The sequence below is a fragment of the Streptococcus shenyangsis genome, from assembly GCF_006385785.1.
GTDB classification, from domain to species: domain Bacteria; phylum Bacillota; class Bacilli; order Lactobacillales; family Streptococcaceae; genus Streptococcus; species Streptococcus shenyangsis.
In genome coordinates, this window is the sequence record NZ_VFSH01000003.1 from 103,268 (window position 1) to 118,453 (window position 15,186).

General features: G+C 39.2%; 13 protein-coding genes and 1 pseudogene. 7 read left to right on the plus strand and 7 right to left on the minus strand.

Going from position 1 to position 15,186, the window contains the following annotated elements; all coding sequences use genetic code 11:
- Positions 1-97 precede the first annotated feature (97 nt).
- Genes glgB through FJR77_RS03340 form a run of 6 tightly spaced genes read left to right on the plus strand, consistent with a single transcriptional unit; the run spans position 98 to position 7,544 of the window.
- Positions 98-2,026 carry a 1,4-alpha-glucan branching protein GlgB gene (gene glgB, locus FJR77_RS03315; protein WP_140832650.1) on the plus strand — a complete coding sequence of 643 codons (1,929 nt, stop codon included), beginning with the start codon at positions 98-100 and terminating at the stop codon, positions 2,024-2,026.
- A complete protein-coding gene (locus tag FJR77_RS03320) occupies positions 2,016-3,158 on the plus strand; it encodes a glucose-1-phosphate adenylyltransferase (protein WP_140832652.1) in 1,143 nt (380 codons plus the stop codon). Before glgB ends, FJR77_RS03320 begins: the two co-directional genes overlap by 11 nt.
- The gene (gene glgD / locus FJR77_RS03325; RefSeq protein WP_140832655.1) at positions 3,148-4,287 is read left to right on the plus strand and encodes a glucose-1-phosphate adenylyltransferase subunit GlgD; all 1,140 of its coding nucleotides are present in this window, start codon (positions 3,148-3,150) and stop codon (positions 4,285-4,287) included. Before FJR77_RS03320 ends, glgD begins: the two co-directional genes overlap by 11 nt.
- Positions 4,284-5,717 carry a glycogen synthase GlgA gene (glgA, locus tag FJR77_RS03330; protein WP_140832657.1) on the plus strand — a complete coding sequence of 478 codons (1,434 nt, stop codon included), beginning with the start codon at positions 4,284-4,286 and terminating at the stop codon, positions 5,715-5,717. The genes glgD and glgA overlap by 4 nt, the downstream gene beginning before the upstream one ends.
- A gap of 58 nt (positions 5,718-5,775) precedes the next feature.
- Positions 5,776-6,420 (plus strand): phosphoserine phosphatase SerB, encoded by a 645-nt coding sequence (serB, locus tag FJR77_RS03335; RefSeq protein ID WP_140832659.1) that lies wholly within the window; start codon positions 5,776-5,778, stop codon positions 6,418-6,420.
- 8 nt (positions 6,421-6,428) lie between these two features.
- Entirely contained in the window at positions 6,429-7,544 is a 1,116-nt protein-coding gene (locus FJR77_RS03340) for a glycerate kinase (protein ID WP_140860046.1), read from the plus strand.
- On the opposite strand, the gene FJR77_RS03345 is transcribed toward FJR77_RS03340, so the two are convergent.
- Positions 7,541-7,987: a DUF1694 domain-containing protein gene (locus FJR77_RS03345; protein WP_140832663.1), complete on the minus strand. Its 447-nt coding sequence runs from the start codon at positions 7,985-7,987 to the stop codon at positions 7,541-7,543. The two genes, FJR77_RS03340 and FJR77_RS03345, sit on opposite strands and share 4 nt — an antisense overlap.
- 163 nt (positions 7,988-8,150) lie before the next feature.
- Between FJR77_RS03345 and eno the strand changes: the two genes are divergently transcribed.
- On the plus strand, positions 8,151-9,455 hold the full coding sequence (gene eno / locus FJR77_RS03350) for a surface-displayed alpha-enolase (RefSeq protein ID WP_000022834.1): 1,305 nt from the start codon (positions 8,151-8,153) through the stop codon (positions 9,453-9,455).
- Between the two features lie 74 nt (positions 9,456-9,529).
- Here the strand turns inward: eno and FJR77_RS03355 are convergent.
- The 6 genes and pseudogenes from FJR77_RS03355 to ylqF all read right to left on the minus strand — a co-directional run.
- A pseudogene (locus FJR77_RS03355) lies at positions 9,530-9,689 on the minus strand (integrase); the annotation flags it as partial.
- Between the two features lie 263 nt (positions 9,690-9,952).
- Positions 9,953-11,023 (minus strand): tyrosine recombinase XerS, encoded by a 1,071-nt coding sequence (gene xerS, locus FJR77_RS03360; RefSeq protein ID WP_140832665.1) that lies wholly within the window; start codon positions 11,021-11,023, stop codon positions 9,953-9,955.
- 264 nt (positions 11,024-11,287) lie between these two features.
- Positions 11,288-11,725 carry a MepB family protein gene (locus FJR77_RS03365; RefSeq protein ID WP_140832667.1) on the minus strand — a complete coding sequence of 146 codons (438 nt, stop codon included), beginning with the start codon at positions 11,723-11,725 and terminating at the stop codon, positions 11,288-11,290.
- 82 nt (positions 11,726-11,807) lie between these two features.
- A complete protein-coding gene (locus tag FJR77_RS03370) occupies positions 11,808-13,358 on the minus strand; it encodes a ClC family H(+)/Cl(-) exchange transporter (protein WP_140832669.1) in 1,551 nt (516 codons plus the stop codon).
- 16 nt (positions 13,359-13,374) lie between these two features.
- Positions 13,375-14,154: a ribonuclease HII gene (locus FJR77_RS03375; RefSeq protein ID WP_140832671.1), complete on the minus strand. Its 780-nt coding sequence runs from the start codon at positions 14,152-14,154 to the stop codon at positions 13,375-13,377.
- On the minus strand, positions 14,141-14,992 hold the full coding sequence (ylqF, locus tag FJR77_RS03380) for a ribosome biogenesis GTPase YlqF (protein WP_049540156.1): 852 nt from the start codon (positions 14,990-14,992) through the stop codon (positions 14,141-14,143). Before ylqF ends, FJR77_RS03375 begins: the two co-directional genes overlap by 14 nt.
- Positions 14,993-15,186 lie beyond the last annotated feature (194 nt).

Sequence of the window (15,186 nt, forward strand, 5' to 3'; positions counted from 1 at the left end):
AAAGAATTTTTAGCAAATATCGTAATTTACTTGAATCTTATCTAAAAAGATAGTATAATAAAACTATAGAAAACGCTTACAAAGGATAGGAGGGTGTATGGATAAGAAAAAAGCTTTAGAAACTTTTATGACAGGTGAGAATTTTCACCTCCAGCATTATCTGGGAGCGCATAGGGAAGAAAAAGCTGGTGAGTCTGGCTATACTTTCCGAGTTTGGGCACCCAATGCTCAGGCAGTTCACTTGGTAGGGGATTTCACCAATTGGCTTGAAAATCAAATTCCGATGGAACGGAATGAATTTGGAGTCTGGGAAGTCTTCACCAGTCTTGCTCAAGAAGGCCAAATTTATAAGTACAATATTACACGTGCAACTGGTCATCAGCTTATGAAGATTGATCCCATGGCCGTTCGATATGAGGCTCGCCCTGGTACTGGAGCGATTTTAACAGATATTCCAGAGAAAAAATGGAAGGATGGGCTCTGGCTAGCCCGTAGAAAACGCTGGAGCTTTGAAGAGCGTCCTGTCAATATTTATGAGGTCCATGCTGGTTCTTGGAAGAGAAATCCTGATGGCAACCCCTATACTTTTGCTCAATTGAAAGATGAACTCATTCCTTACTTGGTTGAGATGAACTATACTCACATTGAGTTTATGCCTTTGATGTCTCACCCACTAGGTTTGAGTTGGGGCTATCAGCTTATGGGTTACTTTGCTCTAGAGCATGCCTATGGTCGCCCTGAAGAGCTTCAAGATTTTGTTGAGGAATGTCACTTAAACAATATAGGCGTTATTGTAGACTGGGTACCTGGTCACTTTACTATCAATGATGATGCCTTGGCCTATTATGATGGGACGCCTACTTTTGAATACCAAGACCATAATAAGGCTCATAACTACGGTTGGGGAGCACTCAATTTTGACCTTGGAAAGAATGAAGTCCAGTCTTTCTTGATTTCTAGTATTAAGTTTTGGATTGACTTTTACCATTTGGACGGTATTCGAGTGGATGCGGTTAGCAACATGCTCTATCTTGACTACGATGACGCTCCATGGACACCTAATAAAGATGGGGGCAATCTCAACTACGAGGGATATTATTTCTTAAAGCGTTTGAATGATGTCATTAAACAAGCTCATCCAGATGTGATGATGATTGCAGAAGAAAGCTCATCTGCAACACAGATTACTGACACCAAGGATTCAGATGGTCTTGGCTTTGATTATAAATGGAATATGGGTTGGATGAATGATATCCTCCGATTCTACGAAGAAGATCCGATTTATCGTAAATACGACTTTAACCTGGTGACTTTTAGCTTTATGTATGTCTTCAAGGAGAATTATCTCCTACCATTCTCACATGACGAAGTGGTTCATGGAAAGAAGAGTATGATGCACAAGATGTGGGGAGATCGCTACAATCAATTCGCAGGCTTGCGTAATCTTTACACCTACCAAATTTGTCACCCAGGTAAAAAATTGCTCTTCATGGGTAGTGAATATGGGCAATTCCTAGAATGGAAATCTGAAGAACAGTTGGAATGGTCTAATCTAGAAGATCCAATGAATGCTAAGATGAAGTATTTCACTTCTCAGCTAAACCAGTTTTACAAAGACCACCGCTGTTTGTGGGAAATTGATACTAGCTATGATGGTATTGAAATCATTGATGCGGATAATCTAGACCAGAGTGTTCTGTCCTTCATCCGTAAGGGTAAAAAGGGCGACATGTTAGTCTGTGTCTTTAATATGGCACCTGTTGAACGAAAAGATTTTACAATCGGCCTTCCTGTTGCAGGTATTTATCAGGAAGTATGGAATACTGAGTTAGAAGAGTGGGGAGGTGTCTGGAAAGAACACAATCAAACTGTTCAAACGCAAGAAGGACTATGGAAGGATTATGAGCAGACCTTGACTTTTACCTTACCTGCTATGGGAGCTAGTGTATGGAAAATCAAGCGTCGCTTGAAATCTGATAAAACTGTCACAAGTAAAAACCAAAAAGGAGTAGAAAATGAAGAATGAAATGTTAGCTTTGATTCTTGCTGGTGGGCAAGGAACTCGTCTCGGTAAACTTACTCAAAGCATCGCAAAACCAGCTGTGCAATTTGGTGGGCGCTACCGTATCATTGACTTTGCTCTCTCAAACTGTGCCAACTCAGGCATCAACAATGTTGGAGTTATTACACAGTATCAACCACTTGCTCTCAACAATCATATTGGAAATGGTTCAAGTTGGGGTCTAGATGGGATTAATTCTGGTGTCTCTATCCTTCAACCTTATTCTGCAAGTGAAGGAAATCGTTGGTTCGAAGGGACTAGTCACGCTATTTATCAAAATATCGACTATATCGATAGTGTCAATCCTGAGTATGTTTTGATTCTTTCGGGTGACCATATCTATAAGATGGACTACGATGCTATGCTCCAATCTCACAAGGATAATAATGCTAGTTTGACAGTAGCTGTTCTAGATGTACCTCTTAAAGAAGCTAGCCGTTTTGGTATCATGAATACAGATGCAAATAACCGCATTGTTGAATTTGAAGAGAAACCAGCCCAACCTAAATCTACCAAAGCCTCTATGGGGATTTACATCTTTGATTGGCAACGTCTCCGCAATATGTTAGTCGCTGCTGAAAAGAGCAATGTCGATATGTCAGACTTTGGTAAAAATGTCATTCCAAATTACCTTGAGTCGGGTGAAAGTGTTTATGCCTACGAATTTAATGGTTACTGGAAAGACGTTGGTACTATTGAGTCGCTTTGGGAAGCGAACATGGAGTACATTTCTCCAGAGAATGCCTTGGATAGCCGTAACCGTCAATGGAAGATTTACTCAAGAAACTTAATTTCACCACCAAACTTCCTTGGGACAAATGCTCATGTGGAAGATTCCTTGGTTGTAGACGGATGTTTCGTTGATGGAACGGTTAAACACTCTATTCTTTCAACAGGGGCGCAAGTTCGCGAAGGAGCAGAAGTAGTAGATTCAGTTATCATGAGTGGAGCCATTATTGGACACGGAGCTAAAATCAAACGTGCCATTATTGGTGAAGGTGCAGTTATTTCTGATGGTGTCGAAATTGATGGAACAGAAGAAGTACAAGTTGTAGGATATAATGAAGTAGTGGGGGTAGCAACAGATGAAGATTGATAAATATTCTGCCATTTTAGGAAACACAGTTGGTTTTCATGATATGTCAACATTGACAGACCACCGTCCAGTAGCTAGTTTGCCATTTGGCGGTAAATATCGTTTGATTGACTTCCCGCTCTCAAGTCTTGCCAATGCTGGTGTTCGTAGTGTTTTTGGTATTTTTCAGCAGGATAATATTAGTTCTGTTTTTGACCATATCCGTTCAGGGCGTGAGTGGGGCTTGTCAACTCTTCTTAGTCACTATTATCTAGGAATTTATAATACACGCGTTGAGAGTAGCACGGTAGGAAAAGAATATTATCAACAGCTACTCACCTATTTAAAACGCTCTGGGTCAAACCAAACAGTATCACTCAACTGTGATGTTTTGATTAATATTGATTTAAACCAAGTGTTCCACCTTCATAACACAACGAAGGGACCTATTACAGTTGTTTATAAGAAACTTCCTAAGAAAGATATTTCAGAAGTGAACGCGATCTTGGAAGTGGATGAAACAGACCATGTTCGTTCTCACACGCTATTTGATAGAAAATCAACAGAAGAAATGTTCAATATGTCTACAGATATTTTTGTTATTGATACACCTTGGTTGATTGAACGCTTAGAAGAAGAAGCTAAGAAAGAACATCCAGAGAAATTGCGTTATGTTTTACGGGATTTGGCTGCAAAAGAAGGGGCTTTTGCCTACGAGTACACAGGCTACCTTGCAAATATTCATTCTGTAGAGTCTTATTACCAAGCTAATAAAGATATGCTTGAATCACAAAAATTCTACTCTCTCTTCTCACCAAATCAAAAGATTTATACAAAGGTCAAAAACGAAGAACCAACTTACTACGCTAACACATCTAAGGTAAGTACATCTCAGTTTGCTTCTGGTAGTATCATTGAAGGTCAAGTGGCTAATTCTGTTCTATCACGTAATATTCATGTTTATAAGGATAGCTTGATTAAAGATAGTATCTTATTCCCTCGTGTTGTTATTGGAGAAGGTGCTCAGGTAGAATATGCTATCTTGGACAAGGGTGTTGAAGTTGCGGATGGAGTTGTGATCCGTGGAACTGCAGAACATCCAGTCGTCGTTAAGAAAGGTGCTAAAGTAACAGAGGATATTCATTCATGAAAATTTTATTTGTAGCAGCTGAGGGGGCACCCTTTTCAAAAACAGGTGGTTTGGGAGACGTTATTGGCGCTCTTCCAAAATCACTGACAAAAGTAGGGCATGAAGTTGCAGTAATTTTACCCTACTATGACATGGTAGAGGCTAAATTTGGAAATCAGATTGAAGATGTTCTTCATTTTGAGGTGAGTGTTGGTTGGCGCAGACAGTATTGTGGAATTAAGAAAACAGTCTTAAACGGTGTAACCTTCTATTTTATTGACAACCAATATTATTTCTTCCGTGGTCATGTTTACGGTGATTTTGATGACGGAGAACGCTTTGCTTTCTTCCAACTTGCTGCCATTGAGGCAATGGAAAGGATTGACTTTATCCCTGATTTTCTCCATGTTCATGACTATCATACAGCTATGATTCCTTTCTTGTTAAAGGAAAAATATCGTTGGATTCAAGCCTATGAGGGCATTAAAACTGTTTTAACCATTCATAATTTGGAATTCCAAGGACAATTCTCAGAAGGGATGTTATGGGATTTGTTTGGAGTTGGCTTTGAACGTTATGCTGATGGTACCCTTCGCTGGAACAACTGTCTGAACTGGATGAAGGCTGGAATTCTTTACGCAGACCGTGTTTCAACCGTTTCACCTAGTTATGCTCATGAAATTATGACCAGTCAGTTTGGTTGTAATTTGGATCAGATTCTTCGAATGGAGTCTGGTAAAGTTTCTGGTATCGTGAATGGGATTGATGCTGACCTGTATAATCCTCAGACGGATGCCCTTTTAGACTATCATTTTAATCAGGAAGATTTGTCTGGAAAAGCCCAAAACAAGGCAAAATTGCAAGAAAGAGTTGGCTTGCCAGTTAGAGCTGACGTTCCTCTGGTGGGAATTGTTTCTCGTTTGACACGTCAAAAAGGTTTTGATGTGGTGGTCGAAAGTCTGCACCATATTTTGCAAGAAGATGTTCAGATTGTTCTTTTGGGAACTGGAGATTCAGCCTTTGAAGGGGCTTTCTCGTGGTTTGCTCAGATTTACCCAGACAAGCTATCAGCAAATATCACTTTTGATGTCAAACTAGCTCAAGAAATCTACGCTGCTTGTGACCTCTTCCTCATGCCGAGTCGTTTTGAACCGTGTGGCTTGTCTCAAATGATGGCTATGCGTTATGGAACCTTGCCATTGGTTCATGAAGTTGGTGGCTTGCGAGATACCGTTCTCTCTTTCAATCCAATCGAAGGAAGCGGTACTGGTTTTAGCTTTGACAATCTATCTCCTTATTGGTTAAATTGGACTTTCCAAACAGCATTGGACTTGTATAGAAACCATCCTGACGTTTGGAGAAACTTACAAAAACAAGCTATGGAGTGTGATTTCTCATGGGATACAGCCTGCAAGTCATATCTAGACTTGTACCAAAGTTTAGTTAACTAATAGATAAAATCGTATGATGACTTCATACGATTTTTGGGCTGTTTAGAGAGGAGAACTGATGTCTCAAGTAAAAGGCTTGTGTGTCATGGATGTTGATGGAACCTTAATCCTAGAAGAAGTGATTGATTTGTTGGGTAGAGAGGCAGGTTGTGAGGAGGAAATTTCGCAGATTACAAGTCAGGCAATGCGAGGAGAGATAGACTTTGAAAGCAGTTTAAGAAAAAGAGTGTCCTTGTTGGAAGGCCTTTCTATTTCGGTCTTTGATAAAGTCTTCAACTCTATTCATCTATCTCCAAATGCCCAAGAATTCATCTCAATTCTCCAAAAGAAAGGCATTTTAGTTGGTCTGGTGTCAGGTGGTTTTACGCAAATAGTTGAGAGATTAGCAAAATCCCTAGGTATTGCCTATTTCTCTGCTAATCAACTTGAAGTCAAAGATGGTCTTCTAACAGGAAAATTAGTTGGACAAATTATCAGTCCCCAGGTCAAAAAAGAGACTCTAGAACAATGGAGAGAGGAACTAAAACTTTCTAAAGATAGAACGATTGCAATCGGTGATGGGGCTAATGACTTATTAATGTTGAAGTCAGCAGGACTGGGAATTGCTTTTTGTGCCAAAGAGGTACTCAAAAAAGAAATACCACATCATGTTGACAAGAGGGATTTTTTAGAAGTTCTTCCTTTGATTAACTTTTTAGAATGAGGGAAAATATGAAGATTATAATTGCACCGGATTCGTTTAAGGAAAGCTTGACAGCTCAACAGGTAGCTGAAGCAATAAAAAGAGGCTTCCAACAATCGATAGCAGATGTAGAATGTCTCCTCTGCCCTCTTGGTGATGGGGGAGAAGGGACAGTAGATGCCATTCGACATTCTCTCGACCTTGAAGAACAATGGTTCCAAGTGACAGGACCTTTTGGTCAAAAAGAAGCCATGCGCTATTTTCAAAAAGGAGAGCTAGCACTCTTTGAAGTTGCCGACTTGGTTGGCCTTGGAAAGATTACTCTAGAGAAACGAAATCCACTGCAAATCCAAACTTGTGGTATTGGAGAGTTGATTCGCCACCTCATCGATCAAGGGATTAAAGAAATCTATATTGGCGTTGGTGGCACGGCCAGTAATGACGGAGGAATTGGGATCGCTGCTGGTTTAGGTTATCAATTTTATGATAGGGATGGAAATGTCTTGCCTGCTTTTGGTCAATCCTTATTGAACTTAGCTTCTGTTTCAACAAAAAATCGCTATGAAATTCCTGAAGATGTTCACATTCGTATTTTAGCAGATGTCGTGAATCCCTTATGTGGTCCTCAAGGTGCGACCTACATTTTTGGCAAACAAAAAGGCCTAGATCCTACTATGTTTGCAGTCGTAGATCAGGCGATACAAGATTTTTATGAAAAAGTCTCACCTGCAACATTGGAAATTAAAGGAGCAGGAGCTGGTGGAGGCATTGCTGGCGGTTTGTGTGCCTTTGCTCAGGCAAATATCGTGTCTGGAATAGATACCTGCTTGGACCTAATCAATTTTGATAAGAAAGTTTTAGATGCTGACTTGGTTATTGTTGGAGAAGGAAGGCTAGATCGTCAAAGTTTAGCAGGTAAAGCGCCAATAGGTGTTGCAAAAAGAACCCCTGTCGGAGTTCCTGTTATTGCTATTTGTGGTAGTCTTGCAGAAGATTTACCTTCCCTACCATTTGAAAATATCCAAGCCGCCTTTTCAATTTTGGAGAAAAGTGAACCTCTAGAAGATAGTTTGAAAAATGCTAGTCTTTATCTAGAGCATACGGCTGTTAATATTGGACACTTATTAAATATGCGTAAGATTTAGCCAAACCATTTCTTCCAGATAGATGTTTTGTCTGATTCTTCCTTTTTAACTTCCCAAAGTTTTGCAAAAGCAAGTCGAAGGTCCTTTTCTTCTACTTGTACTGGTGCATTGCTATGGATAATCAGTCCGAAAGGAGAAGAAGTATGCTCTTCAGATACTATGGTGGCTTGACTATTAGTTTCTTTAGCTTCTTTTAAGTAGAAAACTTGCTTGTCAAATTCGATAGTTGGTGAAATCTTCACAAATAGTGGCTCAGCCTTTTCCTGAAAGTTTTCTAAAATAGATAAAAAGCCTTTTTCTAGCTGAGGGCTATTTGCTGTGTCAATATCTGCATATCCAAGAACTCTTTCCTCAAAAGTACCAAGATAGCGTCTTTGCTCATCTGGATTTAATTTTGTTCCACCATGAGCTTTTTCAAGTAATTGTTTTGATAAATCTGTCATAAAAATAGTATATCATAAAAATAAAAAGAAAACATATAAAAGAAAGCGGTTGCTTAATAAAGTTAAGGAAAATTTACACAAAGATAACGTTTTTTCTTGAAAAAGGAGGGTTTTTAAGGTATTATAGAGGTGTAAAAAATTTAACTCATAAGGAGAGTAAAAAATGTCAATTATTACTGATGTTTACGCTCGCGAAGTCCTAGACTCACGCGGTAACCCAACACTTGAAGTAGAAGTTTACACTGAATCAGGTGCTTTCGGACGTGGTATGGTTCCATCAGGAGCTTCTACTGGTGAACACGAAGCAGTTGAACTTCGCGACGGTGACAAATCTCGTTACCTTGGTCTTGGTACAACAAAAGCTGTTGACAACGTAAACAATATCATTGCTGAAGCAATCATCGGCTACGATGTACGTGATCAACAAGCTATCGACCGTGCTATGATTGCACTTGACGGTACTCCTAACAAAGGTAAATTGGGTGCTAACGCAATTCTTGGTGTGTCTATCGCTGTAGCTCGCGCTGCTGCTGACTATCTTGAAATCCCACTTTACAGCTACCTTGGTGGATTCAACACTAAAGTTCTTCCAACTCCAATGATGAACATCATCAACGGTGGTTCTCACTCAGATGCTCCAATCGCTTTCCAAGAATTCATGATCGTACCTGCTGGTGCACCAACATTCAAAGAAGCTCTTCGTTGGGGTGCTGAAATCTTCCACGCACTTAAGAAAATCCTTAAAGGTCGTGGTCTTGAAACAGCTGTAGGTGACGAAGGTGGATTCGCTCCTCGTTTCGAAGGAACTGAAGATGGAGTAGAAACTATCCTTGCTGCTATCGAAGCTGCTGGTTATGTTCCAGGTAAAGACGTATTTATCGGATTTGACTGTGCATCATCAGAATTCTACGATAAAGAACGTAAAGTTTACGACTACACTAAATTCGAAGGTGAAGGAGCTGCTGTTCGTACTTCTGCAGAACAAATCGACTACCTTGAAGAGTTGGTAAACAAATATCCAATCATCACTATCGAAGATGGTATGGACGAAAACGACTGGGATGGATGGAAAGCTCTTACTGAACGTCTTGGTGGTAAAGTTCAATTGGTTGGTGACGACTTCTTCGTAACAAACACTGCTTACCTTGAAAAAGGTATTGCTGAAGGCGCTGCTAACTCAATCCTTATTAAAGTTAACCAAATCGGTACTCTTACTGAAACATTTGATGCTATCGAAATGGCTAAAGAAGCTGGTTACACTGCCGTTGTATCACACCGTTCAGGTGAAACTGAAGATTCAACAATCGCTGACATCGCAGTTGCAACTAACGCAGGCCAAATCAAGACTGGTTCACTTTCACGTACAGACCGTATCGCTAAATACAACCAATTGCTTCGCATCGAAGACCAACTTGGTGAAGTAGCAGAATACCGTGGATTGAAATCATTCTACAACCTTAAGAAATAATCGTTGATTTAACAACGTTTCTAGCCCCTCGGAATTTATCCGAAGGGCTATTTTCTGTTCAGGGGGCAAAACTTTTAAAAAATCTTTTTCATAACTTTATCCAGTACATTGGATTGCTTCATCTTTCATGTTCTTTGTGACGTGGGTGTAGATGGAAGTAGTGACTTCAGAGTCGGAATGACCAACCTTGTCCGTGATTGTTTTTAAAGGAATTTTATTTTCTGATAAAATATTGGAGATCGCAGACAGAATGTTTTTATAGGTGTTCAATTTGATTTATTTTTTGTGTAATCCTCTTATTTTAAGATAAATACCAATGACAAATGATTTGCTTATCCGGTATATTACAAAGGAAGATAAGCTAGTAGTCACATAAATTTTAATTCAAATTCTTTAAAGCTATTTACTAGGTCAGATATTGCATGTGATTTGATCAAATAATACTGATAGTTTATTTACTCCATCTCTAATTTATTACATAATTTATTTTATGTATTTTATAAACTATCTAGAGCATTCTTTTGTTCATCATTGACGATATGGGTATAGAGGTCAGTGACTTGTGTACTGGCATGTCCTAGCTGGTGACTGACCAAAACTTGCGATTTAGTGGCATCATAGAGCCTAGTTGCTAGGGTATGTCGTAGTTTATGAGGTGTTACACGGACTTTGAAGTCCTCAGAGTACTTAGCAACCATTTTCTCAACGCTGGAAGCATCGATACGATTAGGAACACCTCTGTAGAGAGTCAAAAAAAGGGCTGTATCTGTTTTCTCCGTCTTATAGCGTTGATTCCGAATGGCCAGATAATTTTCTAAATAAGGTTTTGCAAAGGCAGCGACATTGACAGAGTCACGTTTGCCACCTTTTCGAGTGACATCGATAATCATCATTTTTAGGTTGAGATCCCTTAGATCTAGATTAACAGCTTCAGATAAGCGGACACCTGATGCCAAGAGAAGGGCAATAATGGCCAAATCACGTTCTTTATTTTTATTAAATGATGAAAGAGCGCGATTTGAGAGCTGTTGTGGGTACTCTTGGTCAATATAAGTCAGAAAGCCTTCTGTTTCATCACCCAGAAAGAGTTTTTGCTTGATGTTTTCAGCTCTGGCAGCAAGCGTTTCTTTCTTTTTTTTTGTTGAAACTTTCTTCATTACATTGCGATAGAAATAAGGTTCCCCCTGGTCGTTTTCGACTTCCTCGGTTAGATACTTATAAAGACTAGAAAGTGCTGACAAAGTCCGATTGATGGTTGTCTGAGAAACTCCTTGCTTGGTTGTATTAGCATTCAGCAAAGGACGTTCACGTAGGTAAAGGATAAAGGATTCCATGTCTTTCTTAGACATATTTTCCAAGACAGATAAAGGGATATCAGACATTTTATCAGCATTTGATATACCAGACTCCAAAACCCAGCTAAAAAATCGATCGTATTCCTTGAGGTATTCGTACAAGGTTGTAAAACTGTAGGGAACGGCAAGCTTAGATTGATAATATTCTAAAACATACCAGGGCATGATTTGTTTTAGTTTGTCGATTCGTTCCAGTAAAATCTCACGTTTCATGTATTTTCTCCATAAATAAGTCTACTAGTAGTATAGCATAGACTAATAGATTTTTCAAGAAAATTATAGTTTTTCGGAAAGATGTTATAGAAGTTTTTTTAAAGTGATAAAAAGAATTTGAAATAACTAAAAAATTTTTTCGACAAAAATTGTCTATAATGTACTTTATTCCTGAGAAACTAACACAAAGACTTGGTTCTTATGAAAAAAGAACCAAGTCTTTGTGTTTGATATGAATCTACTAGAAATTTTTCAAAGTCATTCTTATAATTCAATTTCTCTAAAAAATTTCAATTGCCATTTTTGTGTTGATTGAGCCGTTGTATTTAAATTTGCGCACCAAGGCGGATAAAATCGCATGGACATTTTTCCTTTGCTGTTTTTTGTCGAGAGAATTTTCTTACGAATAGCAACTTCGTTTGGAATAATAAATAGCCCCTTTTTATCATTATCGATGACAACGATAACAAGTTCAGTTCCCAAATCTTCATTGGTATAAGGAATATTCATGTTATTTTTGTCTTTTTTCCAAAAAACTGTAAAATATCCTTCTTTTTTCGGTGTTCTTTTTGCTAAGCGGCATCTTTTATATCCTTGCTCATCCTTTATTTTGATAAGAATACCTTCGTATTTTTCATTCCACTTTTCTTTAATGAATTCAAACTCACCATAAAACTCATATAGAACATCTAGTATTTTCATTATGATGTATGTCCTCCCTTATCAAAATCAACAAAATATTCTTGATACATTTATTACATAATAAAAATTATGTAAATACAGTTTATAACAGCAAATCTTTTACTTTCCCAATTTCACTTTTTGGAATCACTAGGTGAATCATATCACCCAGATACATTCTGGTTGAGCCGTTAACTGTTTGTCTCTTGCCGTTATGGACTTGGGTTGTAATAAGAATATTGTGTGGTAGGTTGAGTTCATGAACCTGTTTTCCAGCGATTTTGTCTGATACAGGAATTTCAATGAGGGTGACTTCTCCTTCATCTGTTGCTTCTTCAGGCAGCATTTTTTCAAGCATGGCCTCATAGACTGGCGTCCCCTTGAGCAGATCCATGATGATGTAAGCAACTAAGGTGACTAATCCAAGTGGCATGAGATTGCGAATATCTCCTACCATCTCAGTTACGAGTATCATAGCGGTTAAGGGGGCCTTAGATATTGCTCCAAAATAGCCACTCATTCCTAGAATGACAAATATAGGAAACTGCTCTTGACTGACAAGTCCAAGATTGACGCAAATAAGACCAACTAGGGCACCGAGTAAGGAACCAAGCGCTAAAATTGGTAGGAAAATTCCTCCTGGAAGGCCACTTCCATAACTAATCATGCTCCAAACAAAGCGGATCAAAAAGTAAGCTAATAGAACTTGGAAACTAAAATTTTGCTCAGTTAGGGAAAGGACAACCTGATTTCCACCACCAAGGATTTGTGGTAAGAAAATTCCGACTGGTATGATGAAAATGAAGGCTAGAATTGGATAATAAGCTCTATCCAAACGCATTTTTTGACCAAGCCAATCATAAACTCTGCCGACGTTTAATACAGCTTTCTCATAGAGAAATCCAGAAAGTCCTAGAAAAATTCCCATAACCAAGTAAATCCAATACTGATCTAAGGTCATGAGAGGGATATTATCTGGCATATCCAGTACGGGCGTTAGGCCAAATATGAGTAAAGAAACAAAGTTTGCTACGAGACTAGCTGCTAGAGTGGAAACCCAGAAAAAGCGCGAAAAATGATGATAGACTTCTTCTACAACAAAGAGGAGACCTGCTATTGGAGCGTTAAATGCTGCGGCTAATCCTGCGGCTGCACCACTAGCAATCAGGGAGCGTTCCTCTACCGGACTAGATTTTAGCCACTTGGCAATACCTTTTCCACCAACTGCTCCAAGTTGAATACTGGGTCCCTCACGCCCCAGCATGAGTCCACTGGCAATAGCAAGAATACCTAGCACATATTTTTTCCAGAGAACGCTCCACCAGTTGATATTCATCAATCCCTTTAATTCTGCTTCGACTTGAGGAATTCCTGAGCCTTTGATATCTTTTTCTGACCGAGTTAATTTCGCACTGAGCCAGCAGATGAGTATGTAAAATAAAACCAGTACAAAAAGATTGCGCACTAGGTGCGCTTGATCTTGATAAAATCCTTGTATCAGGTGGAATCCTTTTTCAATTAAGAAACGAAAGGATCCAACGATAATTCCAACAACGAGACCAACAAGGATTCCTCGTCCAACTTGGGATAATATAGTACTTGAGGCAAAGGCAAATTCTTTCTTGGAACTGAGTGTTTCTGACTGTTCCTCCATAATCATTCCTTCTAACTTAACTTTCTTTTTCTCTTGAAACCAGTGATTTTACTGGTTCAAAGCTGGTTCGATGAATTGTGGTAACTCCTAGTTTTTCAAGTCCTACCAGATGTTTAGCTGTTCCATATCCTGCATTAGCAGCAAAATCATAGCCAGGGAACTGCTGATCGTAGTCCTTCATCAATTCATCACGTGTCACCTTGGCTACTATGGAAGCTGCTGCGATCGAGAGAGAATTAGCATCGCCCTTGATGATGGAGGTTTGTGAAATTGGTAATTCCAACTTCATGGCATCTATCAAAAGGTGCTCAGGTTGAGGACTGAGTTGGGAGATTGCTTCCTTCATAGCCAGTTTGGTCGCTTCATAGATATTGACTTGGTCGATGACCTGATTATCCATGATACCAATCCCGATTGACAAGGCTTGGTCTTGAACTGCTTTGAAAATCTCCAGATGCTTCTTTTTAGGAATTTTCTTGCTATCGTTGAGACCTTTAATCTTACAATTTTGAGGTAAAATAACGGCTGCCGCGACTACAGGGCCAGCAAGAGGACCACGGCCGACCTCATCAACACCAGCAATTAAGGTCAATCCTTGCTTATAAAGTTCTTTTTCATAAGAAAGCATGGATTCCAAACGCAAATTTTCATCTAATTTAGCTTGAATGGCTTTTTTACGCTTGCTGATTTCCTTTTGAACTCCAGAGCGACCATCCTTTTCAAGTTCTAAAAAAATAGGGCTTTCTAAATCCTTGACTGTTGCAAGGAGTTCTTTTATTTCTTTAATCGTCGCCATCGAGGTCTTCCAATGTATCTAAGGTATAGTTACCGAGTTTACCATCACGGACTTCCTTCACGAAGAGACTGTAGAAACGGTCATAGTCGTCTCTGAAACCGAGGGCGCGGGTCATGTCCATAATAATAACAGGAGCTTCTTCTTCAATTTTCATTTGTTTGAAGCGTTCAGCCAGCTTTTCTGGATAATGTTCTTTGAAATAATTGATACCAAAAATGGTCACCTCATCCATAGGAAGCAACTGGTCTTTGATAGCTCCAGTCAAGGCTAGTTTAAGAGCGACAGTTTCGTCTTCGAACTTAGGCCAGAGAATCCCTGGTGTATCCAAGATTTCCAGGTCTTTATTGGTTTTGAGCCATTGTTGCCCCTTGGTCACACCTGGTTTGTTACCGACAACGGCAATCTTCTTACCAGCTAAGCGGTTCATGAGAGTTGATTTACCAGCGTTTGGAATACCGATAATCATGGTACGCAAGGTTTCAATCTTAATCCCACGTTCTTTCTGGCGAGCAATCTTATCAACCATGAGCTTTTTAGCTGCGTCTGTTACGACTTTTACAGTCACTTGTTCTTTAGAGTTGATAGCCAGAGTCTGAATTCCTTGTGATTCAAAATACTGACGCCATTCCTTGGTTATTGCTGGATCGGCCAAGTCTGCCTTGTTTAAAATCAAGAGTTTTGGTTTATCACCAACAATCTTGGTCAACATAGGATTTTGACTAGATAGAGGTAAGCGTGCATCCACCAAAATCGTCACAAAATCAACAAATTTTAAATTTTCCTGCACCTGTCGACGCGCTTTAGACATGTGACCAGGAAACCATTGAATAGTAGCCATTGAGTTTTTTTCCTTTCGTATCAAGGGTTTAGAGCCCCTATTTTATTTTACTATCGCTTGAACATAAAATGAATGATGTTCAAACAATTTTTGTTTTATAATACAGAAATCTACTTTATATTATATCATGACTTCTATAGCCCTTCAACCTCCCTGAATAGAAAAAAGCCATCAAATGATGACTTTTCATAGGG

Excerpts from the sequence above, each read along its gene's own strand:
- FJR77_RS03370 (WP_140832669.1), bottom strand. The coding sequence starts at position 13,358 with ATGGAGGAACAGTCAGAAACACTCAGTTCCAAGAAAGAATTTGCCTTT.
- FJR77_RS03320 (WP_140832652.1), top strand. The coding sequence starts at position 2,016 with ATGAAGAATGAAATGTTAGCTTTGATTCTTGCTGGTGGGCAAGGAACT.
- xerS (WP_140832665.1), bottom strand. The coding sequence starts at position 11,023 with ATGAAACGTGAGATTTTACTGGAACGAATCGACAAACTAAAACAAATC.
- FJR77_RS03340 (WP_140860046.1), top strand. The coding sequence starts at position 6,429 with ATGAAGATTATAATTGCACCGGATTCGTTTAAGGAAAGCTTGACAGCT.
- ylqF (WP_049540156.1), bottom strand. The coding sequence starts at position 14,992 with ATGGCTACTATTCAATGGTTTCCTGGTCACATGTCTAAAGCGCGTCGA.
- glgD (WP_140832655.1), top strand. The coding sequence starts at position 3,148 with ATGAAGATTGATAAATATTCTGCCATTTTAGGAAACACAGTTGGTTTT.
- glgB (WP_140832650.1), top strand. The coding sequence starts at position 98 with ATGGATAAGAAAAAAGCTTTAGAAACTTTTATGACAGGTGAGAATTTT.
- eno (WP_000022834.1), top strand. The coding sequence starts at position 8,151 with ATGTCAATTATTACTGATGTTTACGCTCGCGAAGTCCTAGACTCACGC.
- serB (WP_140832659.1), top strand. The coding sequence starts at position 5,776 with ATGTCTCAAGTAAAAGGCTTGTGTGTCATGGATGTTGATGGAACCTTA.
- glgA (WP_140832657.1), top strand. The coding sequence starts at position 4,284 with ATGAAAATTTTATTTGTAGCAGCTGAGGGGGCACCCTTTTCAAAAACA.
- FJR77_RS03375 (WP_140832671.1), bottom strand. The coding sequence starts at position 14,154 with ATGGCGACGATTAAAGAAATAAAAGAACTCCTTGCAACAGTCAAGGAT.
- FJR77_RS03345 (WP_140832663.1), bottom strand. The coding sequence starts at position 7,987 with ATGACAGATTTATCAAAACAATTACTTGAAAAAGCTCATGGTGGAACA.
- FJR77_RS03365 (WP_140832667.1), bottom strand. The coding sequence starts at position 11,725 with ATGAAAATACTAGATGTTCTATATGAGTTTTATGGTGAGTTTGAATTC.